This window comes from Streptomyces caniscabiei, from assembly GCF_014930365.1.
GTDB lineage: Bacteria > Actinomycetota > Actinomycetes > Streptomycetales > Streptomycetaceae > Streptomyces > Streptomyces caniscabiei.
Genome location: NZ_JABXWI010000016.1, coordinates 75,007 through 99,652, shown reverse-complemented (window position 1 = coordinate 99,652; position 24,646 = coordinate 75,007). Strand labels below are relative to the sequence as shown.

Genomic DNA, 24,646 nt, shown 5'->3' with positions numbered 1-24,646 from the left:
ACCCGACACGAACCAGTGGCGGCCATGACACTCTTCGCTAAGATTCCGCCAAGGGCTCCGACAGTCACGCGGTGGGAGGAGCGGCAGATGACGGAACGGACGACAGAGCCGACGGCGGAGCGGCGGAAGAACACTCCCCACCGGGTCGCCGTGCTGGTGACGGACGAGACCTGCGCCTTCGAGGTCGGCATGGCCACGGCCGTCTTCGGCCCGTACCTGAGCGATCTGATGACCGGACGCTACGAGCTGCGGCTCTGCGCGGAGCAGCCCGCCTCCGTACCCCTGGCCGGAGGTGCCGTGCTGACCACGCGGTACGGCCTGCGGCAGCTGCGCACCGCCCACACGGTCATCGTGCCCAGCAGCGCCGATCTGGACGTGCCGCCCTCCGCCGCGCTCGTCGCGGAACTGCGCGCGGCGCACCGGGCCGGTGCGCGCATCGTGTCCACGTGCACCGGCGCCTACAAGCTGGCGGCGGCCGGGCTGCTCGACGGCCGGCGGGCCACCACGCACTGGCGGTGGGCCGGTCTGCTGCGCACCCGCCACCCGCTGGTGGAGGTGGATCCGAATCCGCTGTACGTGGACGAGGGCGACGTCCTGACCGGCGCGGGCAGCGCCGCCAGCCTGGATCTCTTCCTGCACCTGGTGCGCAAGGACTTCGGGACGGAGCTGGCCAACACGGTGGCCCGCCGCCTGGTGATCCAGCCGCACCGGGACGGGGACCAGGCGCAGTACATCGAGGCGTCGGTGGCGGCCCCACCCGAGGACGACGGGCTCTCGCGGAGCATGGCCTGGGCGCTGAAGAACCTGGGCGCGCCGATCACGGTGGGCGCGCTGGCCCGGGAGGCACGGATGTCCGAGCGCAGCTATCTGCGGCACTTCGCGAGGAGCCAGGGGATCTCACCGATCCGCTGGCTGATCTCGCAGCGGGTCCGGGCGAGCCTGCCGCTGCTGGAGACCTCGCAGGCCTCCGTGGAGGAGGTCTCGGCGGCCGTCGGCTTCGAGTCCCCGGTGACCTACCGGCATCACTTCACCAAGATCATGCACACCTCCCCGTCGGCCTACCGCAGAAGCTTCCGTACGGTCCGGCCGGCCAGGGAGGCGCCTCGGGTCCGAACGGACCTGTGGAGCACGGGCGTCGACGAGGGCGCCGGAGGAGTGCGCTCCGCCGTACGGTAGCGCCATGAGCGATCACCCCGAAGCGGCTGTCGTGCCCGTCGAGGCCTTCGAACCCCCTTACTACGTGGCCGTGTTCACCACGGTGCGCACGCTGGAGCAGGACGGCTACGCCGAGACGAACGCGCGCATGGAGGAGTTGGTGAAGGACATCCCCGGCTATCTGGGCATGGACCATGCGCAGACCCCCGGCGGGCTCGGCATCACGGTCAGCTACTTCCGTGACGCCGACGCGCTGACCCGGTGGCGTACCGATCTGGAGCACCAGGCGGCACAGAAGCGTGGGCGGGCCGAGTGGTACCGGAACTACTCCCTGCATGTGGCGAAGGTGGAGCGGAGCAGCGGCTTCGCACGAGCTGAGGTGTCGCGGGGCCCGACAGCGGGGTGACGCCCGGGCGGGGTCGGCGGGCGGGTCAGCGGGCGGCGCCGGCGAGAACCTCCGCGAGGTCGTCGGCCGACTCCGGCGTGAGCCGGTAGAACCCCTGGAGGCTGACCGACCGCTCCAGACGTCCGTCCACCACGTACTTCAGTCCTCTGGTCTGTCCTCGGCGGTTGCGCCAGGTCAGCTGTCCCAGCAGGTCGCCGGGTATCGGCACGTCGAAGCGCACCGGCGTGGCGTCCACGTGCACGGCCTCGGCGCCGCAGCCGCCCGCGCCGAGCGCCGCCCAGTCGTGGTGCCCGGAGAACCCGGAGTCCCGCCAGGTCGCCGGAGCGGCGCCGCAACAGCCGCCCCGCTCCCGGTCGACCACGCGCATGCGGCTCACCAGGAACACCTCGCGCCGGTTCACATGCAGCGCGTACACCTCGTCGTCGGGACGGGCACCCGACCAGGCGGGGAGCGAGGAATGGGCACCGCTGAACGCGACAGGCGGGCACTGACCCTCGCGCCCCGCCGCGCGCAGGGCACGGCACGTGTCGTGGGTCCACAGGACCGTGAAGGCATCGGACATGCCGAGATCCTACGAACGACCACTGACACCCTCGCCCGCCTCCCGGGCGATCTGCTCGAACTGGGCGCCCATCGCCTCCGACAGGGCCTGGGCGGCGGAGAGCGGACGGACCATCACGGTGAACTCGTCGATCTTCCCGTCCTCGTCGAAGTGCAGGAAGTCGCAGCCCTGGAGCTCCTTTCCGGCGACGGTCGCGGTGAACACGAAGGCGTGGTCGCGCCCGTCGGGGTTGGCGATCTCGCGGACGTACCGGAAGTCCTCGAAGACGCGGGACACACCGCGCAGGATCGCGGCGGTGATCGCCTTGCCCGGGTACGGCTTGAACGCGACCGGGCTGGTGAAGACGACGTCGTCGGCCAGCAGGGCGGCGACGGCCTCCATGTCCCCGCTCTCCACGGCCTCACGGAAGGCGTGCATGAACCCACCTCTCACAGAAAGTCATAGACAAGGAATTGAGTAAGTGAGGAGGAGACTAGAGGGGGCAACCGGCTCTGTCCACAGGTGACGGAGCTGATGTCCGGCAGCTGCCGTCAGTCACGTCGTTGATTAATCACAGCGCTGCTAGCGTGTGCGCATGGCTTTGCGGAACGCGGTGATGGCCGCGCTGTTGGAGGGCGAGGCGTCCGGATACGACCTCGCGAAGGCGTTCGACGCGACGGTCGCCAACTTCTGGATGTCGACTCCCCAGCAGCTCTACCGGGAGCTGGACCGCATGGAGGCCGAAGGGCTGGTCACGGCCCGTGTCGTCGAGCAGGAACGCCGTCCCAACAAGCGGCTGTTCGCACTGACCCCGGCCGGGCGCGAGGCCGTGCGCGCCTACACCGCCGAGCCGCCCGGGAAGCCGGCGGTGATCCGGGACGAGCTGATGGTCAAGGTGCAGTGCGTGGACGTCGGCGACGGCGAGGCGGTGCGGGCCGCCGTCACCCAGCGCATGGAGTGGGCCACCATCAAGCTCGCCCACTACGAGAAGCTGCGCCGGCGTCTGCTCGACGGGCGCTCCGAGGAGGCCTTCTTCGCCGAGGCCGAACGCGTCGGCCCGTATCTGACGCTGCTGCGCGGGATATCCCTGGAGCGGGAGAACCTTCAGTGGGGGGACATGGCCCTGCGCCGACTCGACCAGCGGGCGGCCGGGCCGGACTCGCGCACCTGACGAGGCCGCGCTCGCGCGTGGAGCGGTGCCGTACACGCTCGTCTATCCCGTCGGCGCGGTCACCGGCAGGAGGGTGGGTCTCTTGGCCTGACGGCCGTCGCCGGAGGAGCGGCCGCGCAGGCGGCGGCCGATCCAGGGGCCGAGGAACGTGCCCACCCAGCGCACCTCGGCGCCTACGGCCCGCCAGGCGGCAGCGGCCTCCTCGACGGGCAGGGGAAGCTTCCAGGTGTCGTCGCTGCCGGGCACGTCGAGCGCCTGGGCCACGGCGGCCGCGATGCGCGCGTGCCCCAGCGGGCCCGCGTGCAGCCGGTCGGGGCTCCACAGCCGTGGGTCGGTCACGACGGGGTGCCCGGCCGTCTCCGCGACCACCACGCCGTGGCGGGCGGCGGCCTCGCGGACCCGCTCGTTGAGCGCGAGCACCCGGCGGCCGATCGGGCGGGCCAGCGGGGTGATGCGCCCCACGTCGGGGAAGGTGAGGGTCGCGACCGTGGCGCCCTGGGCGGTGAGGGCGGCGAACATCGCCTCCAGATGGCCGGCCACCTCGTCGAGGTCGACGCGGGGGCGCAGCACGTCGTTGACCCCGGCGACGACGGTGGCGAGGTCGGGCCGCATCGCGAGTGCCGTGGCGAGCTGCCCGGCGCGCACCTCCTCGGCCTTGCGGCCACGCACCGCGAGGTTGGCGTAGCACAGGCCGGAACGGTGCCGGTCGAGCCGCTCGGCGAGCCGGTCCGCCCAGCCCCGCAAACCGCGCTCGTCGTCACCGTCCCCGAGCCCCTCGGTCTGACTGTCGCCCAGGGCGACATAACGCAGATACGCACCGCTCGGCACGGCCGGACCGCCTCTCGTCGTCACCGTCGGCACGGTGGCGGCCGACACTCATAGTCAACGATGCACCTAGGTGCATCGTTGACTATCACGATAGCAGTCGGCTCACCGGCTCACCGGCCGCGCAGGGGTGCCGGGCCCCGACGTCGGCCCGGGTGTGTCACTGCTGTGTGGAACGCGAGTCGTGGCTTGCCTAGAGCGCACTCCACGCGACTAGCGTGCGGTTCATGAAATACACGCAGCTCGGCCGCACGGGGCTGAAGGTCAGTCGGCTCGTCCTCGGCACCATGAACTTCGGTCCCCACACCGACGAGGGCGACAGCCACGCGATCATGGACGCGGCGCTGGACGCGGGCATCAACTTCGTCGACACGGCCAACGTCTACGGCTGGGGCGAGAACAAGGGCCGTACCGAGGAGATCATCGGCACCTGGTTCGCGAAGGGCGGCGACCGTCGCGACAAGGTCGTCCTCGCGACCAAGGTGTACGGAAACATGGGCGCGGACGACGCGGCGTGGCCCAACCACGACAAGCTGTCGGCGGTCAACATACGGCGCGCCGTGGACGCCTCGCTCAAGCGGCTGCGGACCGACCACATCGACGTCTACCAGTTCCACCACATCGACCGGGACACCCCGTTCGACGAGATCTGGCAGGCCGTCGACGTGCTGATCCAGCAGGGCAAGATCCTCTACGTCGGGTCCTCCAACTTCCCCGGGTACAAGATCGCCCAGGCCAACGAGACCGCCGCCCGACGCGGCGGCACCATCGGCCTCGTGAGCGAGCAGTGCCTCTACAACCTCTACGAGCGCCGCGCCGAGATGGAGGTCATCCCGGCCGCGCAGGAGTACGGCCTCGGCATCATCCCGTGGTCGCCGCTGCACGGCGGTGCGCTCGGCGGCGTCCTGAAGAAGGAGATCAAGGGCGGCCGGCGCGACGAGGGGCGGGCCGCGGGCGCCATGTCGGGCCCTGAGGTGCACGCGAAGATCCAGGCCTACGAGGACCTGCTCGACAAGCACGGCGTGGAGCCCGGCGAGGCCGCCCTGGCCTGGCTGCTCACCCGTCCCGGCGTCACCGGCCCGATCGTCGGCCCGCGCACGGCGGAGCAGCTCGAATCCGCCCTGCGTGCCGTCGAGTTGGAGCTGAGCGAGGAGCTGCTGGCCGGGCTGGACGAGATCTTCCCCGGACCGGGACCGTCTCCGGAGGCATTCGCCTGGTAGCGGTCGCGGGCGCGTTCGTGCGTGGGCGCCGCCCCCGTCGTCGGGACGGGGGCGGCGCTCTCGGCTACTGCGTGGCGAGTGCCTGGACGGTGTCGCCCACGACGTCCGCCGCCTCCTTCCACTCGGTGAGGGAGATCGTCAGGGGCGGCAGCAGCTTCAGTACGTGCCCCGACCCCGAGGTCTCGGCGACGACGCCGGCCCGGAACAACGCCTCCCGGGTCCGCTCGGCCGTCTCGGAGGCGGGGAACCGCAGCCCGCTCATCGCTCCCTTGCCGACGACTTCGACGGCACCCGCCGGGACGGCGTCGACGATGCTCGCGAGGCTGGTGCGGATCGCGGCGGTCAGTTCGGCGGCGTGGTCGGTGAAGTGCGGGTCGGTCCAGTGATCCAGTGCCGCGGAGCCCGCCACGAAGGCGAGGTTGTTGCCACGGAACGTGCCGTTGTGCTCGCCGGGGGCCCACCGGTCGAGGTCACGCCGGATCAGCAGCGCCGCCATCGGCAGCCCCATCCCGCTGAGGGACTTCGACAGACAGACCAGGTCGGGGCGGAGTTCGGGGGCGTCCTCGAAGCTGAAGAAGGTACCGGTACGTCCGCAGCCCGCCTGGATGTCGTCCACGACGACCAACGCGCCGGTGGCGTCGGCGAGTTCGCGGATCCGGGCCAGCCACGCGCGGGGAGCGGTGTGCAGTCCGCCCTCGCCCTGGACCGTCTCCAGCAGGACCGCGGCGGGCGGGGGCGTCGCCGCGCCCGGGCCGAGGGCGTCTTCCAGGGCGGCGAACGGATCGGGCCCGGCCGCGTCGCCGTACGGGAGGATCGTGACGTCGGTCAGCGGTACGCCCGCCGCGCCGCGCAGCAGTGGGGAGGTCGTGGCGGCGAGGGCGCCGAGGGACGCGCCGTGGAAGCCCCCGGTGAACGCGATCACCTCGGTGCGCCCGGTGACCTTGCGGGCCAGCTTCAGCGCGGCCTCGACGGCGAGCGTTCCGGCCGGCCCGGGGAACTGGACGACGTGGTCGCCGAGACCGCGCGGCTGAAGGACGAGGCGGGTGAACCGGTCCAGGAAGTCGGCCTTGGCCGTGGTGTGCAGGTCCAGCGACTGCACTGGGCCGCCGGCCGCGAGGTAGGCCGCCACCCGCTCGACGATCGCGGGCGGGTTGTGGCCGTAGTTGAGCGACCCCGCGCCGCACAGCAGGTCCGTGTAGCGGCGCCCGGAGGTGTCCCAGAGGTGGTGTCCGGCGGCGCGTGCGAGGACCACCGGGAAGTCACGGCAGTAGCTGCGTACGTTCGACTCGTGACGTTCGAACACCGTGAGGGGCGGCCGGTCGGTCTCGGTCATGTCAGCACGTACCTTTCATGTCGGCGATTCACGTGACGTGTCGGGGGCCGACGTCATATGAGGAGTCACTTGACCAGCACGGTTCCGTCACCAGGACGGTGATCGCGGGAACGGCGCAGGTCGCTGAAGGCGAACGTCCGCTGGAGCCAGCGGTCATGACCGTCGTAGCGCGGGGTGAACGCCGAACGGCCGTGCAGGGTGATCCGGTTGTCGACGACGGCCAGGTCGCCGGGGCGCAGCAGTACCCCGGTGTACGTGCGGTGCGCCACCTCGGCGAGTTCGGCGAGGGCGGCCCGGCCCTCGTGGGTCACCGCCTTGGTGGCCGCCTCGTCGAAGCACCAGTCGGGGTCGTCCGGATCGCCGGTGAGCACGGCGTGCGCGGTGCCCTCGCCGGCCGGTCCGAAGGACGGCGGCGCCTCGGTGAGGTACTCGCGCCTGCCGAGCGCCTCGCGGGTGCCGGGGGTCAGCAGTGGCAGGACGCGCCGGGCGCAGCTGGTGCGCAGTTCGGCCGTGCCCTCGTGGTCGGGGCGCAGGCACAGCAGCATGACGTAGTCGGGACGGTGGGGGTGGAAGGCGTTCTCGGTGTGGAAGGTGAGTTCGACCGAGCCGACGTTGCCCTGGACCGTCTCCTGACCGGGCACCGGCACGACGTCCTGGACGAGGGCTCCGGACTTCTCCGCCGCGAACGCGGCCGGATCGCCGAGCCCGGCCGCGAACAGCAGCAGGGTCGCCGCGGGCAGGGACGGGACGCGCTGCACCGATCCCTTCACCATCGGGGTCGGCGGCAGGCGTACGGCGCCGATGGGGAGCCTCCGCAGGACGAGGGCGCCGTCGGGGCCCGAGTGCCTGCGGAACTCCCGTACGGTGCGCCGTATTTCGGTGGGGACGTCCTCCCAGGCGTGCCGGGCGAGGGCCACCCAGGCCGGATCGTCGACCCGGTCGCCGGACTGGTCCAGCAGTTCCGCCGTCACATGGCCGAGCCGGGCCAGGGTGCGGGCGTCGTACCGCACCGTGCCGTCGGCGCTCGCCGGGGCGTACGGTGCCTGCGTCATCTCGACGCTGCTCACGTGCGTGTTCCCTTCGTCCGCTGTGTCCGCGTCACTCGCCCATGGCCCGGACGAGGCTCTTGGGCCGCAGGTCGGTCCACTCGCGTTCGACGTACTCCAGGCAGGCGGTGCGGTTCTCCGGGCCGAAGGCGGTGGTCCAGCCGGCGGGCACGGCGGTGAAGTCGGGCCACAGCGAGTGCCGGCCCTCGTCGTTGACCAGGACCAGGTAGGTGCCGTCGGGGTTCTCGAAGGGGTTGGTCATGGCGGGTCGGTGTTCCTTTCCGGAGCCCGGGAGGCGCTTCGCCTCCCGGGTGTGGGGTGTGGGGTGTGGGCATGGGGGCCGAGGGCGGCGGGCACCCTCGGCGTCGGTTCGCGCGGCTCGCGTCAGCGGTCGACGAAGTCCCAGTAGCGGGAGATCGCGGCCTCGTCGACGTCCGGGATGTCGACCGCCAGGTCCCTCAGTCGCCGAAGCGTCCTGTCGTTCTCGAACGCGAGGGTCGGCCGCCGGAGGTCCGGCGCCCTCCTCGCGTGCTCTTCGAGATACGCCAGGTAGGGCAGGATCGGCAGGTCGCGGCCCTGTTCGCTCGCGCGCCGCAGCCGGTGCAGCCACTCGGTGAGCGGGACCGCTTCGCAGACCGTCCCGCGCATCCGGTCGTACCCGCTCAGGAAGGCGGCGGCTCCGACCGTGCGCGGGTGGTGGAGGTGGTGCACCCGGGCGGTTCCGGTCCCGGTCAGGATCAGCCCCACGACGGCGCGGGCCAGCACGTCGACGGGGAGCAGCGCTTCCTCCAGGTCCGGTCCGGTCGGACGGCAGCCGAGCGCGGCGCAGCTGGTGAGCAGTCGGGAGAACATGTCGTCCGTGCTGACGGCTCCGGTCGCGGTGTGCGCCCAGATGCGGCCGAGCCGGTGGATGGCGCCGGTGGCCCCCCGCTCGAAGGCGCGCTCCACCAGCCGGTCCGCGACCCATTTGCTCGCCGCGTAGCCGTCGCCGTACAGGTGCTGCTCGCCGTCGATCGGAGAGTCCTCGCTGACCGGCCGAGGGGCTTGGCCGGACCCGAACACGCCGAGGGTGGAGAGGTGGTGGAACGCCTTCGGGCGGCCCTCGGCGGCCAGGCGCAGCAGGGTTCGGGTGCCCTCCACGTTGGCGGGCTTCAGCCGCTCGTACGGCGAGAGGTGATGGACGTGTGCGCCGCTGTGCACGATCGTGTCGACGCGCTCGCGCAGGTCCGCCCAGTCCGAGGCACCGAGTCCGAGGTCTTCTGCCGCCAGGTCGCCCCGGACGACGTTCAGCCGCGCTTCGTCCGACGCGGGCCCGAGGTCGATGCCGTAGCGCCGCAGGGTCGCGGTCAGCCGCTCGCCGGCCTCCTCGTCGGTCCGCGCCCGGACGAGGCAGTGCACGCGCGCCGACGTCCGGTCCAGCAGCTCCGCGAGGAGGAAGGCTCCGACGAACCCCGTGGCCCCGGTCAGCAGGATCTCCCGAGGGCCGTCGGCGTCCGGGGCGGCCTGCCGCGCGTCCGACGGGCCGGCGGGGGACGCGCCGGACGTGAAGCGCAGGGCGGGGCTCAGCTCGGCCTCCGAGTCCGGCACCCACGACGCGGGGCGCGGTCCGTCCTCCGTGAGGTGGCGGGCCAGTCCCGCAGGGGTGGGTGCTTCGAGAAGCGCCGACAGGCTGAAGCGGATTCCCAGGGCCTCACCGATGCGGCCTGCCAGCCGGGTGGCGATCAGGGAGTGGCCGCCGAGGGCGAAGAAGTCGTCGTCGGCGGAGACCACGGGCAGGTCCAGCGTCTCGGCAAAGAGGGTGCACAGCTGGGCCTCTAGTGGGGTGCGGGGCGCGCGGCCGGTGCCGGCGACGACGTCCGGCGGGGCGGGCAGCCGCCTTCGGTCGAGTTTGCCGTTGGGGTTCAGTGGGATTTCTTGGATCTCGATGATGGTGGAGGGGATGAGGTGGGTGGGGAGTGTTGCGGCGAGCCTGGTTCGTAGGGCGTCGGGGTCGAGGGGGGTGTGGGGCGTTGAATGGGTCGGTTGTTCGCTGCGGGTGAGTGGGGGCTGGTCGCGCAGTTCCCCGCGCCCCTGACGGGGCGCTGCATGCCCGGGGGTTTCCAGGGGCACCACGTAGGCGACCAGGCGTTGGTCGCCGGGGCGGTCCTCTCGGGCTATGACTGCGGCTTGAGCTATTCCGTCCAGTGCCGTCAGAGCGGACTCGATCTCGCCCGGCTCTATTCGATAGCCCCGGATCTTGACCTGGTCGTCGACGCGGCCGGCGTACTCCAGGAACCCCGCGCGGTTCCAGCGGGCCCGGTCGCCGACCCGGTACATGCGGGTACCGGGCGGGCCGTACGGGTCGGCGACGAAGCGTTCGGCGCTCTGGCCGGGCCGGCCGGCGTAGCCGCGGGCGAGTCCGGCGCCGGCGAGGTACAGCTCGCCCCACACCCCGTCGGGGACGGGCTGGAGGCGGTCGTCGAGCACGTACACGCGCGCGTTGCCGATGGGGCGGCCGATGGGCACCGGCCCCGCGCCGAGGTGGTCGCCGGGTTCGAGGCGGTGGACGACGCAGCCGACGGTCGCCTCCGTGGGGCCGTACTCGTTGACCACCACGGCCTCGGGGTGCCGCTCGCGCCACGCCTGGAGCGCGGTGCCGTCGAGGGCCTCGCCGCCGATGACCAGGTCGCGGGCGTCGCTGACGCGGTCGGGCAGGGATTCCAGCAGCCGCAGGTGGCTCGGGGTGACCTTGAGCAGGTCGGGGGTCGGGGTGTCGTGGTCCAGGTCCGCGAACCGCACCCGGCCGCCCGTGATCAGCGGGGTGAAGAGCGTGGTCACCGGCATGTCGAAGGCGAGGGAGGTGTGGATCAGGGACTCGCCGGACGCGGCCGGGTACATCGCGGCGGCCTCGCTCAGATAGGCGGCGAGCGAGCCGTGTTCGACGACGACGCCCTTGGGGCGGCCGGTCGATCCGGAGGTGTAGATCAGGTAGGCGGCCTGGTGGGGGTGGACGGGCAGGCCCAGGTCGTGATCGGGGAGATCGTCCAGGGCGACGGGGAGGGTCTCCTCGTCGAGGACGATCCGCGCCGCCGCGTCGGCGACCAGCGCGTCGATCCGTGGGCGCGGGTTGGCCGGGTCGATGGGCAGATAGGCCGCGCCGGTCTTCAGGACCGCGAGCAGGGCGACGACCACCTCGGGGCGGCGCGGCAGCACGACGGCGACGACGGACTCCGGGCCCGCCCCGCGCGTGATCAGGTGCCGGGCGAGCCGGTTGGCACGGCGGTTCAGCTCGTCGTACGTCAACGCCGTGCCGTCCGCGACGACGGCCACCGCGTGCGGGGTGCGTGCCACCTGGGCCTCGAACATCTCCGGCAGTGACGTCCCGGGCAGTGGGCGGGCGGTGTCGTTGCGGTGGTGGAGCGTCTCCTCCCGTTCGGCGGGGGTGAGCAGGGGCAGCGCGTGCAGGGGGCGTGCCGGGTCGGCGGTCGCCTCCTGGAGCAGGCGGGCGAAGCGGGCGGCGACGCTCTCGGCGGTGGCCCGGTCGAACAGGTCCGAGGCGTACTCGACCGATCCGGCCCAGCCGCCCTCGGCGGTCTCGACCAGCGTCAGCGACAGGTCGAACTTGGCGCGGTCGCCGGGCACGTCCCCGACGGTCACCGCGAGCCCGGGCAGGGTGGGTGCGACGGCCTCCTGGTTGACCGTCAGCATGACCTGGAACAGGGGGTGCCGGGAGCGGGAGCGCGCCGGGTTGAGGACCTCCACCAGGTGCTCGAAGGGCACGTCGGTGTGGTCGTACGCCGCCACGTCCGCCGCTCGCACCCGGTCGAGCAGTTCCTCGAACGTGGGGTCGCCCGAGGTGTCGGCGCGCAGGACCAGGGTGTTGGCGAAGAGCCCGACGAGGCCTTCGAGCGCGGTGTCCGGGCGGCCCTCCACGGGGGTGCCGATCACGATGTCCTCGCCGGCGCCGAGCCGGGTCAGCAGGGCGACGAGCGTGGCATGCAGCACCATGAAGGCGCTGGCGCCCCGGTCACGGCCGAGCACTTCGATCCGGTCGCGCAGTGCGGCGGGCACCGTGAAGGGCACCGTGCCACCGCGGTGGGAGGCGACGGCGGGTCGGGCCCGGTCGGTCGGCAGGTCGATCTGGTCGGGGATTCCGGCGAGCTGTCGTGTCCAGAAGTCGACACGGTCCGTGGGCAGTTCGCGTTCCCACAGGGCGTAGTCGGCGTACTGGACGGGCAGCGGGGCCCAGTCGGGGGCGTGGCCGGTGAGGCGGGCGGCGTAGGCCTTGGACAGGTCCTCGGCGAGGGGCCGCATGGACGCGCCGTCGCCGGCGATGTGGTGCAGGAGCAGCAGTAGGGCGTGTGCACGGTCCCCGTCGGTGAACAGCTCGGCGCGGACGGGCAGTTGGTGGTCGAGCGAGAACGGCGTCCGGGCGGCCCGCGCCATCTCCGCAGCGAGGTCGTCCGGTTCGTGCTGCCGGACCGCGAAGTGCGGTGCGGTGTCGACGACGGTCTGGTGCGGGCCGTCCGGCCCGTCGGCGATCACCGTGCGCAGCACTTCGTGGCGTCGGACGACATCGTCGAAGGCGTCCCTCAGGGCGTCGCGGTCGAGGGTGCCGGTCATCCGCAGGACGACGGGGATGGTGTAGGTGTGCGCGGGGCCGTCGAGCCGGTCGAGGAACCACATCCGGCGCTGCGCCGCCGACAGGGGCACTCGCTCGGGCCGTTCCCGGCGGACCAGCGGAGGCCGGGAGGCCTTCGTCGGCCGGCCGGAGAGCAGCTCGGCGAGTCGGGCGACGGTCGTGTGCTCGAAGACCTCCCGGATGGACAGTTCGGCGCCGAGGTCGGCCCGGACGCGGTTGACCAGCCGTGCGACGAGCAGGGAGTGGCCGCCGAGGCGGAAGAAGTCGTCGTCGGCGCCGACGCCGGGCACACCGAGGACGGCCGCGAAGAGGTCCGCCACGCGCCGCTCCGTGCCGTCGGCGGGTGGCCGGCCCGAGCCCTCGGTGCCCGGGTCCGGGGCGGGCAGCGCCCTGCGGGCGATCTTGCCGTTGGCGGTCAGCGGCAGGGTCTCCAGGACGACGAAGGCGGCGGGCACCATGTAGTCGGGCAGGGCCCCGGCCGCGGCGGCGCGCAGGGCGGACGGGTCCGCCGGGTGCCCCTGCCCCGGTACGACGTAGGCGACGAGGCGCTTGTCGCCGGGGGTGTCCTCGCGGACGACGACGGCGGCGGCGTCGATGCCCGGCCGGCCGGTGAGGACGGCCTCCACCTCGCCGAGTTCGATGCGGAAGCCGCGGATCTTCACCTGGTCGTCGACGCGGCTGACGAACTCCAGCCGTCCGGCCGCCGTCCAGCGGGCCAGGTCGCCGGTGCGGTACATCCGGGTTCCGGGCGGGCCGAAGGGGTCGGCGACGAAGCGTCCGGCGGTCAGGCCGGGGCGGCCGTGGTAGCCGCGGGTGACGAGGTCGCCGGCGACGTACAGTTCGCCGGCGGTGCCGAGGGGTGCCGGGCGCAGCAGGGCGTCCAGCACGTACATCCGGGTGTTCCAGGCGGGCGTGCCGATGGTGATGACGCCGGGCGGCACGGGGTCGCCGGGTTCGATGCGGAACAGGCTGCAGCCGACGGTGGTCTCGGTCGGGCCGTACTCGTTGAGGACGGTCACGCCGGGGTGCCGGGAGCGCCAGGCGTCCAGGACGTCGCCGAGGAGGGACTCGCCGCCGAGGACGAGCTGGCCGCCCGGGGAGTACTCCTCGGGGACCGCGCTCAGCAGATGCAGATGGGTGGGGGTGGCCTTGACGAAGTCGGGGCGGATGACGTGGGCGTCCGGGTCGGGGCCGCTCGCGGTCCAGCGGACCAGTTCGACGGTGCCGCCGGAGATCAGTGGCCCGAACATCCCGGTCGCGGTGAGGTCGAAGGAGACCGGCGAGTGCACCAGGACGCGGTGGCGCAGGCTCTCGTACTCGTGGGTGGCCCAGGCCAGGTAGGCGACCAGGGAACGGTGTTCGACGACGACGGCCTTGGGCCGTCCGGTGGAGCCCGAGGTGAAGATGACGAAGGCAGTGTGCTCGGGCCGACGGACCACGGTGGTGAGGGGCCCTGAGGGCCGTCGCGGGATCTCCGGGTCGTCCGTCGGCACGACGGGCGCGGCCGTCAACGAGCCGACCCGTGCGGCGAGTTCGGCGGTGGTGACCACGGCGGCCGGGGCGATGTCCGCCAGCATGAAGGCGAGGCGGTCGTCCGGGTGGGTGGGGTCCAGCGGCAGATATCCGGCGCCGGTCTTCAGGACGGCCAGCAGGGTCACCGGGACGTCCTCGGAGACCGGCATCAGCACGGCGACGTGGCGCTCCGGACCCGCGCCCAGGTCGATCAGGTGGCGGGCCAACCGGTTGGCACGGGCGTCGAGTTCGGCGTACGTCAGCTCGGTGGCGCCGAACACGACGGCCGGCGCGTCGGGGGTGCGGGCGACCTGGTCCTCGATCAGGTCCGTGAGGGTCCGCGTCGGGACCTCGTGGCCGGTGCTGTTCCACTCGGTGAGCAGCAGTCGGCGCTCGTCGGCGTCGACAAGGTCGAACTCCCGTACCGGGCGCCGGGGTTCGGCGGTGACGGCGGTGAGCAGTCGGGTGAACCGTTCGGCGACGCGGGCGGCGGAGTCGCGGTCGAACAGGTCGGTGGCGAACTCCAGGAGGCCGTTCACACCGCCCTCGGGGCGCTCGGTGAGGAAGAACGACAGGTCGAACTTGGCGGTGGGTGACGCGACCGGCCGTACCCGTGCGGTGAGGCCGGGCAGGTCGACGGCGAGGTCGAGGGCGGCCTGCTGGTCGGCGCCGCTGAAGTTGAGGCCGGTCTGGAACAGCGGGTGCCGGGCGGTGGAGCGTGCCGGGTTGAGGGCTTCCACGACCCGCTCGAACGGCACGTCCTGGTGGGCGTAGGCGGCCAGGTCGGCGGCGCGCACCCGGCGCAGCACCTCGGTGAAGTCGGGGTCGCCGGTCAGGTCGGTGCGCAGGACGAGGTTGTTGGCGAAGTAGCCGATCAGGGGCGTGAGGGCGTCGTCGGTGCGGCCGGCGACCGGTGAGCCGATGACGATGTCGTCGCCGGCGCCGAGCCGGTGCAGCAGGGTGGCCAGGGCGGCGTGCACGACCATGAAGACGGTCGTGTGGTGCGCGCGGGCCAGCCGGACCAGGGCCTCGTGGACGGCGGGCTCGACCGTGAAGGGCACCGTGTCGCCGCGGTGGGTGGGGACGGCGGGCCGGGGCCGGTCGAAGGGCAGTTCCAGCTGTTCGGGCAGCCCGGCGAGTGTGGTCCGCCAGTGGTCGAGCTGGTGGGAGAGGATGCTGTCCGGGTCGTCGGCCTCCCCCAGCGACTGGCGCTGCCAACCCGCGAAGTCGGCGTACTGAACCGGCAGTTGTGTCCAGTCGGGTGCCTCACCCCGGCTCCGGGCCGCGTACGCGGTGGTGAGGTCGCGGGCGAGCGGGGCCATGGAGGCGCCGTCGCCGGCGATGTGGTGCAGGACGAGGAGCAGCACGTACGCGTCCCCGCCGAGGTCGAACAGGGTGGCCCGCAGCGGCGGTTGGGCGGTCAGGTCGAACGGTGTGCGGACGGCTTCGGTGATTCGCTCGTCCAGGGTGTCCTCGTCGGCGCGGGCGACGGCCAGCGGCGGCACGGACGGCAGGACCACCTGGTGGGGGCCGTGCTCGTCCTCGGCGAAGACGGTGCGCAGGCTCTCGTGCCGCAGCGCCAGGTCGTCCAGGGCCGCGGCGAGCGCGGCCACGTCGAGGTCGCCGGACAGCCGCAGCGCGACGGGCAGGTTGTACGTCGGGGACGGGCCCTCGAAGCGGTGCAGGAACCACAGCCGTTCCTGGGCGTACGACAGCGGCAGGCGCCCCTCGCGCGGCCGCGGTGCGATCGCGGAGCGGCGCGGTCCGCCGGGGTCGAGCCGGGGCGCGAGCCGGGCCACGGTCGTGGCCTCGAACAGCACCGACAGTTCGAGGTCGGTGTCGAGGGCGGCGCGGATGCGGCTCGCCAGCCGGGTCACCAGCAGGGAGTGGCCGCCGAGCGCGAAGAAGTCGTCGTCGACCGAGACCTCGGGCACACCGAGGACCTCGGCGAACAGGCCGCACAGGATCTCCTCCTGCGGGGTGCGCGGGCCGCGCCCGGTGGTGTGCGCGAGGTCGGGGACCGGCAGCGCCCTGCGGTCGAGCTTGCCGTTCGGGGTGAGCGGCAGCGCGTCCAGGGTGACGATCTGGGCCGGGACCATGTACTCGGGCAGTCGGGCGGCGAGCCGGTCGCGCAGGTCGTCGGCGTCGACGGGCAGGAGGCCGGCGGGGACGACATAGCCGACGAGCCACTGGCCGTGCACGGCCGCCGCCGCCCGGGCGACGGCCGGGTGGTCGGCCAAGGCGTCCTCGATCTCGCCGAGTTCGACGCGGAAGCCGCGCAGCTTGACCTGGTTGTCGGCGCGCCCGAGGTACTCCAGCTCGCCGTCGGCCGTCCAGCGCGCCACGTCACCCGTGCGGTACATCAGCGCCCCGGGCGGCCCGTACGGGCTCGCCACGAACCGCTCGGCGGTCAGCGCGGGCCGGTCGAGGTAGCCGCGGGCCAGTTGGACGCCCCCCACGTACAGCTCCCCCGGCGCGCCGGGGGCGACCGGTGCCAGCGTCGCGTCGAGGACGTACGCGCGGGTGTTGGCGACGGGTCCGCCGATCAGGACGCTGCTGACGTCCGCCGGGGCGGCCCAGGCGGTGACGTCGACGGCGGCCTCGGTCGGCCCGTAGGCGTTGAGGAGCACCGCGTCCTCGTTCGCCGTGTGCTCGTGGAAGCGGCGGACGAGTTCGGCGGGCAGGGCCTCGTCGCCGGAGACGACCAGGCGGACGGAGTCCGGCAGCCGGGTCTCGGCCAGGTAGGCGCCGAGCATGGAGGCGCTGAGGTGCACGACCGCGACGGACTCCGCGCGCATCAGCCGCTCCAGGTAGAGCGGGTCGCGATGGCCGTCGGGCCGGGCCACGACGAGGGTGCCGCCGTACATGAGGGTCCAGAAGACCTCCCACACCGACACGTCGAAGCTGACCGGGGTGGACTGCAGCACCCGCTCGCCCGGGGCGAGCCGGTGGTCGCGCTGCATCCACCACAGCCGGTTCGCCATGCCCGCGTACGTGTTGACGGTGCCCTTGGGGCGGCCGGTGGAGCCGGAGGTGTAGATGACATACGCGGCGTTCTCGCCCCGGGCCGTCACCCCCGGCCGCTCCTCGGGCCCCTCGGCGTCGGGTGCGATCCGCTCGAAGCCGTCGGCGTCCCGGTCGGAGATCAGCAGCCGCGCGCCGGAGTCGGCGAGGATGTACGCGATCCGGTCGGCCGGGTAGCCGGTGTCGATCGGGACGTACGCGGCGCCCGCCTTGAGCACCGCCCACAGGGCCACGATCAGGTCGACCGAGCGCGGCAGCATCACGGCGACCCGTGACTCGGGCCCGACGCCCCGCGCGCGCAGGGCCTGGGCGAGCCGGTTCACCCGGGCGTCGAACTCGCCGTAGGTGACGCTCTCGCCCTCGAAGCGGACCGCCTCGGCGTCCGGGGTGCGCCGCGCGTGCGCCTCCAGCAGGTCGACCGCCGAGCCCTCGCCGTCGAAGCGGACGCTGGTGTCGTTCCAGCCGTGCAGCACCAGGGCGCGGTCCTCGGCGCCGAGGACGTCCACCTCGGACAGGCGCAGGCCCGGGTCGGCGGTGACGCACTCCAGGACGCGGACGAACCGGGCGGCGAAGCTCTCGGCGGTGCGGCGGTCGTACAGGTCGGTGGCGTACTCCAGGCGGCACAGCAGGCCGCCGTCCTCGTGGACGTGGCAGTCGAAGTGGACGTCGAACTTGGCGGTGCCGCTGGTGACCGGGCCGGGGTCGGCGGTGACGCCGGGCAGGTCGAAGCGGGCCTCGGTGAGGTCAAGCCAGGCGAGCATCACCTGGAAGAAGGCGTGCCGGGAGCGGGAGCGCTCCGGGTTCACCTCCTCCACCAGGCGTTCGAAGGGGACGCCCTGGTGGGCGTAGGCGGCCAGACCCGTCTCGCGGACGCGGACCAGCAGTTCCTCGAAGGCGGGGTCGCCGGAGGTGTCCATGCGGTACACGAGGGTGTTGATGAAGACGCCGACCACGTCGTCGAGGACGGAGTCGGGCCGGTCGGCGATCACACCGCCGAGCGGGATGTCCTCGCCGGCGCCGAGCCGGGTCAGCAGCAGCGCCACGGCCGCCTGGAGGACCATGAAGGGGGTCGTGCGGGTGCGGCCCGCCAGGTCCAGCATCCGCCGGTACAGCTCCGGGGCCACGGGGAACTCGACGTGGTCGCCGCGGTGGCTGGCCACCGCCGGGCGGGGGCGGTCGCCGGGGAAGGTGACCTCGGGCGGCAGTCCGTCCAGGTGCTGCTTCCAGTACTCGATCTGGCGGGGCAGGTCCGCGGCGAGCGTCTCACGCTGCCAGATCGCGAAGTCCGGGTACTGGACGGTCAGTTCGGGGAAGCCCGGCGTGTCGGCGCCGGTCCGGGCGCGGTAGCCGGTGGTGATGTCCTCGGCGAGCGGGCGCAGCGAGGCGCCGTCCGCCGCGATGTGGTGCACGACGAACAGCAGGACGTGGGTGTCGGGTCCGGTCTCGTACAGCGTGGTGCGCAGGGGCACGTCGCGCGTCAGGTCGAAGGGGCGGGCCGCGTCGGCGGCGAGGTCGGGGTCGGCGTCCCGGACGTACTCCGTGGTGTACGGCGTCTCGGGCGGCAGGACGACCTGGTGCGGGCCGTCGGCGTCCTCCGGGTAGACCGTGCGCAGCGCCTCGTGGCGGGCGACGAGGCCGGCCAGCGCGCCGGCGAGGGCGTCGGTGTCGAGGGCGCCGGTGAGCCGGATCGCGAGGGGGATGTTGTACGTGCCGGAGGCGCCCTGGAGGCGTTGCAGGAACCACATGCGTTCCTGGGCGAAGGAGAGCGGGATCCGGCCGGGCCGTTCCTCGGCGGTGATGCGCTTGGCCTGTGGGGCCAGCCGGGTCAGCCGGTCGGCGACACCGGCGACGGTGGGGGCGGCGAAGAGGTCGCGCAGCGACAGGTCGACACCGAACTCGTCGCGGACCCGGTGGACCAGACGGATCATCAGGATCGAGGTGCCGCCGAGCGCGAAGAACTCGTCGTCGACGCCGACCCGTTCGACGCCGAGCACCTCGGCGACGATGGCGCACAGCGACGTCTCCTCGGGCGTGCGGGGTTCGCCGCCGCCGGCCGGGGACACGGGCGCGGGGCCGGTCTCAGCGTGCGCGGTGCCCATGACGAGCAGCCGGTCCTCGTCGCTGACTGCGGTGGACACGCCGACCGGGGCGTCGAGTCCGGCCACAGCGCCGTCGAGCAGGCCGGCGAGGAGGTCGGCGAGGCGGGTGACGGCCGTCGTATCGAAGGCCCCGACGAGGTAGGAGAAGCGCAGCCGCAGCCGGTCGCCGGGGAAGACGGACAGGGTGACCGGGTAGTGGGTGCGCTCGACGAGGTCGGCGTGGGCTAGGCGCAGGCCGCCGGCCTCGATGCCGTCGTCCATCGGGTAGTTCTCGAAGGCGACGACGGTGTCGAACAGCGCGTCGAGGCCGGCGGCGCGGGTCAGCTCCGCCAGCGAGACGTGCTGGTGGGCGTGGAGGGAGCGCTGTTCCTGCTGGAGCCGGGCCAGCAGCGCGGTGAGCGTCTCGTCCCGGTCGATCCGCACCCGGACCGGCAGGGTGTTGACGAACAGCCCGAGCATCGACTCCGCGCCGGGCAGCTCGGGCGGGCGCCCGGAGACGGTCGCGCCGAACACCACGTCGTCCCGGCCGGTGAAGTCGCTCAGCAGCAGCCCCCACAGGCCCTGTACGACGGTGTTGAGGGTGAGCCGGTGCGCACGGGCCGTCACCGCCAGGGCGCCGGTGAGCGCCTCGGACAGGGTCAGCTCGTGGACCTCGTGTCCGTCGGAGGCGCGGTCGGCCCGGGCGAGCAGGGTGGGGGCCGTCAGTCCGGCGAGCCGGTCCCGCCACACCTCGGCCGAGGCCTCGTGGTCCTGCCGGTCGAGCCAGGCCAGGTGGTCGCGGTACGGGGCGGCCGGGGGCAGTTCGGTGCCGCCGTACAGGGTGAACAGTTCGCGGACGAGCAGGGGCAGCGACCAGCCGTCCAGCAGCAGATGGTGGTGGGTCAGGACCAGGCGGCGGTCGCCGAGCGCGGTGAACCTGAGCAGCGGCGGCCGGACGACGCTGAAGCCGCGGGCCCGGTCACGGGCGAGGAAGGTTTCCAGGTCGTCCTCGTCGCGCTGCTCCCAGGGGACCTTCACATCGGCGGGGACGACCTGCACGGGGGCGCCCGTCGAGCGGCTGCGGAAGGCGGACCGCAGATTCGGGTGGCGGTGCAGCAGGGCGGTGGCGGCGGCCCGCATCCGCTCGGGGTCGAAGGCGGTGTCGGTCTCCAGGACGAGCTGGCCGACGTAGGGGTCGTCGGGCTCGTACAGGGCGAGGAAGAGCAGGCCCTCCTGGAGCGGGGAGAGCGGCAGGACGTCGGCGGCGCCGCGGAACCGGTCCAGCTCCTCCTGGGTGATCCGGACGAGGGGCACGTCGGAGACGGTCAGACCGCCGCGGGTGTGCGGGGCGAGTTCGGTGAGGGCCCGCGTCCACGCCTCGGCGAGGGCGCGTACGTCGGTCTCGGCGAGGACGCCCGAGGGGTGGGTCCACTCGGCGGTCAGCTCGCCGTCGCGGACGTACGCGTCGATCTGGAGGGTGTGGGTGAGCGCGAGGTCGTCGTCGGCCAGCAGTTCCACGGCGGCCGCGCCGTCGGCGAGACGCCAGCCGCCGAGGTCGCTGGCGTCCAGACGGCCCAGGTAGTTGAAGGAGATCTGCGGCGTCGGCAGCCCGGTGAGCCGGTCGCGCAGCAGGTCGTGGCCGCGACCGCCGTGCGGGACGGCGCGCAGCTCCTCCTTGGTGCGCTTGATCAGGTGGGCGCCGGTGTCGGTGCCGGGACCCAGGCGCACGGGGTGGATGCGGGTGAACCAGCCGACGGTGGTGGACAGGTCCATGCCGTCCGGGAGGTGGTCGCGGCCGTGGCCCTCCAGGTCGACCAGGACCGGGCCCTCGCCCCGGTGGCGTTGCACGGCCGCCGAGAGCGCGGCGAGCAGGATGTCGTCCGGGGTGGCCCGGTAGGCGGCGGGCAGGGTGCCCAGCAGGGTGGCGGTGAGGTCGGCCGGGACGGTCACGGTGACCGAGCGGGCGGTGCCGTGGACGTCCCGGGCGGGGTCGAGGGGGCGGGTGCCGAGCGGGGGTTCCGGGGTGGACAACAGGTCGGTCCACAGCGGGAGTTCGTCGACGGGAGCACGGAGGTGTCCGGCCCAGCGGCGCAGGGAGGTCGCGGGCGGGGACAGCTCGCCGCCCGCGAGCGCCTCGGCGAGGTCGGTCAGCAGGATGCGCCAGGAGACGCCGTCGACGACCAGGTGGTGGAGGACGAGCAGCAGTCGGCCGGAGGCGAACCACACCGCCCGGACCAACATCCCGTCGTCCGGTGACAGCGCGCGCCGCGCGGCCTCCTTCTGCCCGGCCACGTCCTCGTCGTTGGCGCGGCTCAGGCAGTCCTCGGCCCGTACGGCGCCCACGGGCCGGATGTGCCGACCGCGCATCCGCAGGGCGTCGTGCCGGTCGAGCACTCGCTGCAGGGCGGCGGTCAGCCGGTCGTACGACAGGTCCGGGCCGGTGGCGAGCAGGAGGGACTGGGCGAAGCCGGCCGTGGAGCCGCCTCGTTCGGCGAGTCGGCGGGCCATCGGGGTCTCGGGGAGTTCGCCGACCGGGTCGTCCTCGGCCGACAGGGCCGAAGGGTCCTGCGGTGCCGTCGTTGCCGTCGCGGCGGCGGTGGCGACGGTGGCGAGCCGGGCGACGGTCGGGTGGTCGAAGACGTCCTGGGGTGTGAGGCGCAGGCCCTGGCGGCGGGCGCGGCTGACGAGCTGGATGGCGTGGATGCTGTCCGCGCCGAGGGCGAACAGGTCGTCGTCCACGCCCAGTTCGGGGCGGTGGAGCAGTGCGGCGGCGACGCTGTGCAGGGTGTGCTCGGCGGCGGTCCCGGGGGCCCGTCCGCTCACCGGCCGGGCCGGGGCGGGCAGGGCGCGGCGGTCGACCTTGCCGTGCGGGGTCACCGGGATCGACGGCAGCACGAACACGGTGACCGGCACCATGTGGGCGGGCAGCCGCCGCGCGAGATGGGCCCGGGGGTCGGTCTCGGGTGCCCCGGTGACGTAGCCGACGAGTTGGCGTGCGCCCGCGGCGGAGTCGTGGACGAGGACCACGGCCTGGGAGACGCCGGGGACCGACGCGAGGACGGCCTCGATCTCGGCGGGCTCCACCCGCTGTCCGTTGATCTTGACCTGGTCGTCGGCGCGTCCGGCGAACTCCAGGCTGCCGTCGGCGCGGCGGCGCACGAGGTCACCGGTGCGGTACATACGGCCGCCGGCGTCCGGGCCGTAGGGGTCGGCGACGAACCGCTCGGCGGTGGCGCCCGGACGGTCGAGGTAGCCGCGCGCGAGCTGGACGCCCGCGAGGTACAGCTCGCCCGTGACACCGTCCGGCACCGGCCGCAGGGCCGGATCGAGCACGTAGGCGCGGGAGTTGTGGGTGGGTGTGCCGATGGTGACGGGTTCGCCGGGGGCGCAGGCGTGGGAGGTGGCGGTCACCGAGAACTCGGTGGGGCCGTAGGAGTTGTGCAGCCGGGCGCCGCACTCGCGGTGGAAGCGGTCGGCGAGGTGGGCGGGCAGCGCCTCGCCGCCGCAGCTGACCATGCGCAGGGAGGGGGTCGGCCCTGCCTCGTTCTCGCGGTACTCGTCGTACTCGTCGTACTCGTCGTACTCGTCGAGGAAGGGGCCGAGCATGGCCGGGACGAAGTGGATGACGGTGACGCGTTCGTCGCGGACCAGCCGGGCCAGATAGGCCGGGTCGCGGTGGCCGTCGGGGCGGGCGACGACGAGGGTCGCGCCCCGGGTGAGGGTCCAGAACACCTCCCACACCGACACGTCGAACCCGACGGGCGTCTTGTGCACGACCCGGTCCGCCGGGGTGAGCCGGTACTCGTCCTGCATCCAGGCGAGCATGTTGGCGATACCGGCGTGGGTGACGACGGTGCCCTTGGGGCGGCCGGTGGTGCCCGAGGTGTGGATGACGTACGCGGCGCAGTCCCCCCGCGGGACGACGCCGGGGTTCGTGTCGGGCTCGCCCTCGCCGAGGGAGCGCACGGCGTCCTCGTCGAGCACGAGTGCGGCTCGGGAGTCGGCGATCAGATAGTCGATCCGGTCGGCCGGGTAGCCGGTGTCGACGGGCACGTACGCGGCGCCGGTCTTCAGCACCGCCCACAGCGCGACGATCAGGTCGAGCGAGCGCGGCAGCTTCACCGCGACCCGTGACTCCGGTCCCACGCCCTTGGCGCGCAGGGCGTGCGCGAGGCGGTTCACGCGCGCGTTGAGATCGCCGTACGTCAGCCGCTCGCCCTCGAAGACGACGGCCTCGGCGGCCGGGTCCTGGGCCTCGAAGAGTTCCACCAGGGAGCGCGGGTCCGTGGCGCGGCCGGTGGCGTTGCGGGCGTGGAAGCGCTCCCGCTCCGCGTCGTCAAGCAGGTCGAGGGCGCCGATCGGCAGGTCGGGACGGTCCGTGGCGGCGGTGAGCAGCCGGGTGTAGCGGTCGCGGTGGGCGGCGGCCGTCCCGGGGGTGTGGCGGCCGGGGTGGGCGTTGACGGTCAGCTCGATGCCGTCGCCGGCCCCGGGGTCGCCGAACGCGTGCAGGGCGAGGTCGCGCACCGGGCCGGAGGCGAGCTGGTGCGCGGTCGCCTCGGCGGGCCCGAAGGGCAGGCGGGCGGAGGCGAAGGAGAGGACGTTCACCGACGGGCCGCTCAGGGTGCCGGGGTGGGCCGTGGCGGCGAGGTCGCGGCGGAGTGCGTCGTGCGGGTAGCGCTGGTATCGGCCGGCCTCGGCGAGGCGGGCGGCGACACGGTCGAGGAGTTCGGTGAACGTGGTGGAGCCGTCGACGCGGATCCGCAGCGGGACGTCGTTGACGAGCATGGCGGGCGTGGCCAGCGCCCGCGGGCTGAGGCGGGCGGCCATGAACACCCGGACGACCACGTCGTGGGCGCCGGTGACCCGGTGGGTGTGGGCGGCCATGGCGGCGATCACCGGCAGGGACCAGCGGGATCCGGCGAGAGCGCGCACCCGCGCGGCGGTGGCCTCGGGCAGCCGGCCGGTCGCGGAGGGGAGGCTGGGCGCGAGTCCGGTGGCGCCGGAGGCGAGTGCGGGGACGGTCTCGTCGGAGCCGGGGTCGGTGACCGCCGGGCCGGCTGTCGCGGAGCCGAGTTCGGTGGAGTCCGGCAGGTCGGCGAACTCCCGTCGCCAGTAGGCACCGTCGCGCTCCCTGCGGGCGGAGCCGAGGTAGGCCTCCTCCTCGGCCAGGACCTCGCGCAGGGTGCCGAAGCCGCTCGGGGGCGGCTGTTCGCCCGCCGCCAGGGCCGTGTAGACCTCCAGCAGGCGGCGGCAGTGCAGGACCTGGCCGTAGCCGTCGAGGAGGATGTGGTGGTAGCGGAAGTGCAGCCAGTGCCGGTCGGGGCCGAGCCGCAGCAGGGTGTGCCGGAACAGCCGGTCGCCGGTGAGGGGCACCGGCCGGGCCTGGTCGGCGTCGATCCGGGCGCGGGCGGCGGCGGCCGGGTCGGCCGCGTCGCCGAGGTCGACATACTCCAACTCGCCCTGGACGGACGGGTCGACGGTCTGCCCGACCGTCTCCCCGTCCTCGTGGAAGCGGACCCGCAGCGCCTCGGTCTCGGCCACGGTCCGCCGTACGGCGCGGGCCAGCAGGGCGCGGTCCACCGGTCCGGGGACGTCGTAGTAGATGCCGCAGGTGTACAGGGGGCTGTCAGGGGCGAGGCGTTGGGCGACCCACACGCCGTGCTGGGCCGATGTCAGGGGCAGGGCAGCGGTCAGGGGCAGGGCAGCGGTCATCG

General features: G+C 73.4%; 11 protein-coding genes. 4 read left to right on the top strand and 7 right to left on the bottom strand.

Going from position 1 to position 24,646, the window contains the following annotated elements; translation table 11 throughout:
* The first annotated feature begins 87 nt into the window (after positions 1-87).
* Complete coding sequence (locus HW837_RS36465) at positions 88-1,176, top strand: helix-turn-helix domain-containing protein (RefSeq protein WP_064744299.1); 1,089 nt, start codon at positions 88-90, stop codon at positions 1,174-1,176.
* Between the two features lie 4 nt (positions 1,177-1,180).
* Entirely contained in the window at positions 1,181-1,561 is a 381-nt protein-coding gene (locus tag HW837_RS36460) for an antibiotic biosynthesis monooxygenase family protein (protein WP_093789923.1), read from the top strand.
* Between the two features lie 25 nt (positions 1,562-1,586).
* On the opposite strand, the gene HW837_RS36455 is transcribed toward HW837_RS36460, so the two are convergent.
* Positions 1,587-2,123 carry a hypothetical protein gene (locus HW837_RS36455; protein ID WP_093789924.1) on the bottom strand — a complete coding sequence of 179 codons (537 nt, stop codon included), beginning with the start codon at positions 2,121-2,123 and terminating at the stop codon, positions 1,587-1,589.
* Between the two features lie 9 nt (positions 2,124-2,132).
* Positions 2,133-2,540, bottom strand: a complete 408-nt coding sequence (locus HW837_RS36450) for a nuclear transport factor 2 family protein (RefSeq protein ID WP_045560413.1) — start codon at positions 2,538-2,540, stop codon at positions 2,133-2,135.
* Positions 2,541-2,697: 157 nt separating this feature from the next.
* Between HW837_RS36450 and HW837_RS36445 the strand changes: the two genes are divergently transcribed.
* Positions 2,698-3,273 carry a PadR family transcriptional regulator gene (locus HW837_RS36445; RefSeq protein WP_193381199.1) on the top strand — a complete coding sequence of 192 codons (576 nt, stop codon included), beginning with the start codon at positions 2,698-2,700 and terminating at the stop codon, positions 3,271-3,273.
* Between the two features lie 42 nt (positions 3,274-3,315).
* On the opposite strand, the gene HW837_RS36440 is transcribed toward HW837_RS36445, so the two are convergent.
* Positions 3,316-4,101: an SGNH/GDSL hydrolase family protein gene (locus HW837_RS36440; RefSeq protein ID WP_045560535.1), complete on the bottom strand. Its 786-nt coding sequence runs from the start codon at positions 4,099-4,101 to the stop codon at positions 3,316-3,318.
* Between the two features lie 224 nt (positions 4,102-4,325).
* On the opposite strand from HW837_RS36440, the gene HW837_RS36435 reads away from it, so the two are divergent.
* The gene (locus HW837_RS36435) at positions 4,326-5,318 is read left to right on the top strand and encodes an aldo/keto reductase (RefSeq protein WP_045560534.1); all 993 of its coding nucleotides are present in this window, start codon (positions 4,326-4,328) and stop codon (positions 5,316-5,318) included.
* A gap of 64 nt (positions 5,319-5,382) precedes the next feature.
* On the opposite strand, the gene HW837_RS36430 is transcribed toward HW837_RS36435, so the two are convergent.
* The 4 genes from HW837_RS36430 to HW837_RS36415 all read right to left on the bottom strand — a co-directional run bounded on the left by HW837_RS36430 (position 5,383) and on the right by HW837_RS36415 (position 24,644).
* Positions 5,383-6,651 (bottom strand): diaminobutyrate--2-oxoglutarate transaminase, encoded by a 1,269-nt coding sequence (locus tag HW837_RS36430; RefSeq protein ID WP_045560411.1) that lies wholly within the window; start codon positions 6,649-6,651, stop codon positions 5,383-5,385.
* 65 nt (positions 6,652-6,716) lie between these two features.
* Positions 6,717-7,718 (bottom strand): TauD/TfdA family dioxygenase, encoded by a 1,002-nt coding sequence (locus HW837_RS36425; protein ID WP_045560410.1) that lies wholly within the window; start codon positions 7,716-7,718, stop codon positions 6,717-6,719.
* Positions 7,719-7,749: 31 nt separating this feature from the next.
* Positions 7,750-7,959, bottom strand: coding sequence for an MbtH family protein (locus HW837_RS36420; protein WP_045560409.1), 210 nt, complete (start codon positions 7,957-7,959; stop codon positions 7,750-7,752).
* 122 nt (positions 7,960-8,081) lie between these two features.
* Entirely contained in the window at positions 8,082-24,644 is a 16,563-nt protein-coding gene (locus tag HW837_RS36415) for a non-ribosomal peptide synthetase (RefSeq protein WP_193381198.1), read from the bottom strand.
* Positions 24,645-24,646 lie beyond the last annotated feature (2 nt).

Coding starts and splice junctions, on each gene's coding strand:
- HW837_RS36465 (WP_064744299.1), top strand. CDS start 88: ATGACGGAACGGACGACAGAGCCGACGGCGGAGCGGCGGAAGAACACT.
- HW837_RS36460 (WP_093789923.1), top strand. CDS start 1,181: ATGAGCGATCACCCCGAAGCGGCTGTCGTGCCCGTCGAGGCCTTCGAA.
- HW837_RS36455 (WP_093789924.1), bottom strand. CDS start 2,123: ATGTCCGATGCCTTCACGGTCCTGTGGACCCACGACACGTGCCGTGCC.
- HW837_RS36450 (WP_045560413.1), bottom strand. CDS start 2,540: ATGCACGCCTTCCGTGAGGCCGTGGAGAGCGGGGACATGGAGGCCGTC.
- HW837_RS36445 (WP_193381199.1), top strand. CDS start 2,698: ATGGCTTTGCGGAACGCGGTGATGGCCGCGCTGTTGGAGGGCGAGGCG.
- HW837_RS36435 (WP_045560534.1), top strand. CDS start 4,326: ATGAAATACACGCAGCTCGGCCGCACGGGGCTGAAGGTCAGTCGGCTC.
- HW837_RS36430 (WP_045560411.1), bottom strand. CDS start 6,651: ATGACCGAGACCGACCGGCCGCCCCTCACGGTGTTCGAACGTCACGAG.
- HW837_RS36420 (WP_045560409.1), bottom strand. CDS start 7,959: ATGACCAACCCCTTCGAGAACCCCGACGGCACCTACCTGGTCCTGGTC.
- HW837_RS36415 (WP_193381198.1), bottom strand. CDS start 24,644: ATGACCGCTGCCCTGCCCCTGACCGCTGCCCTGCCCCTGACATCGGCC.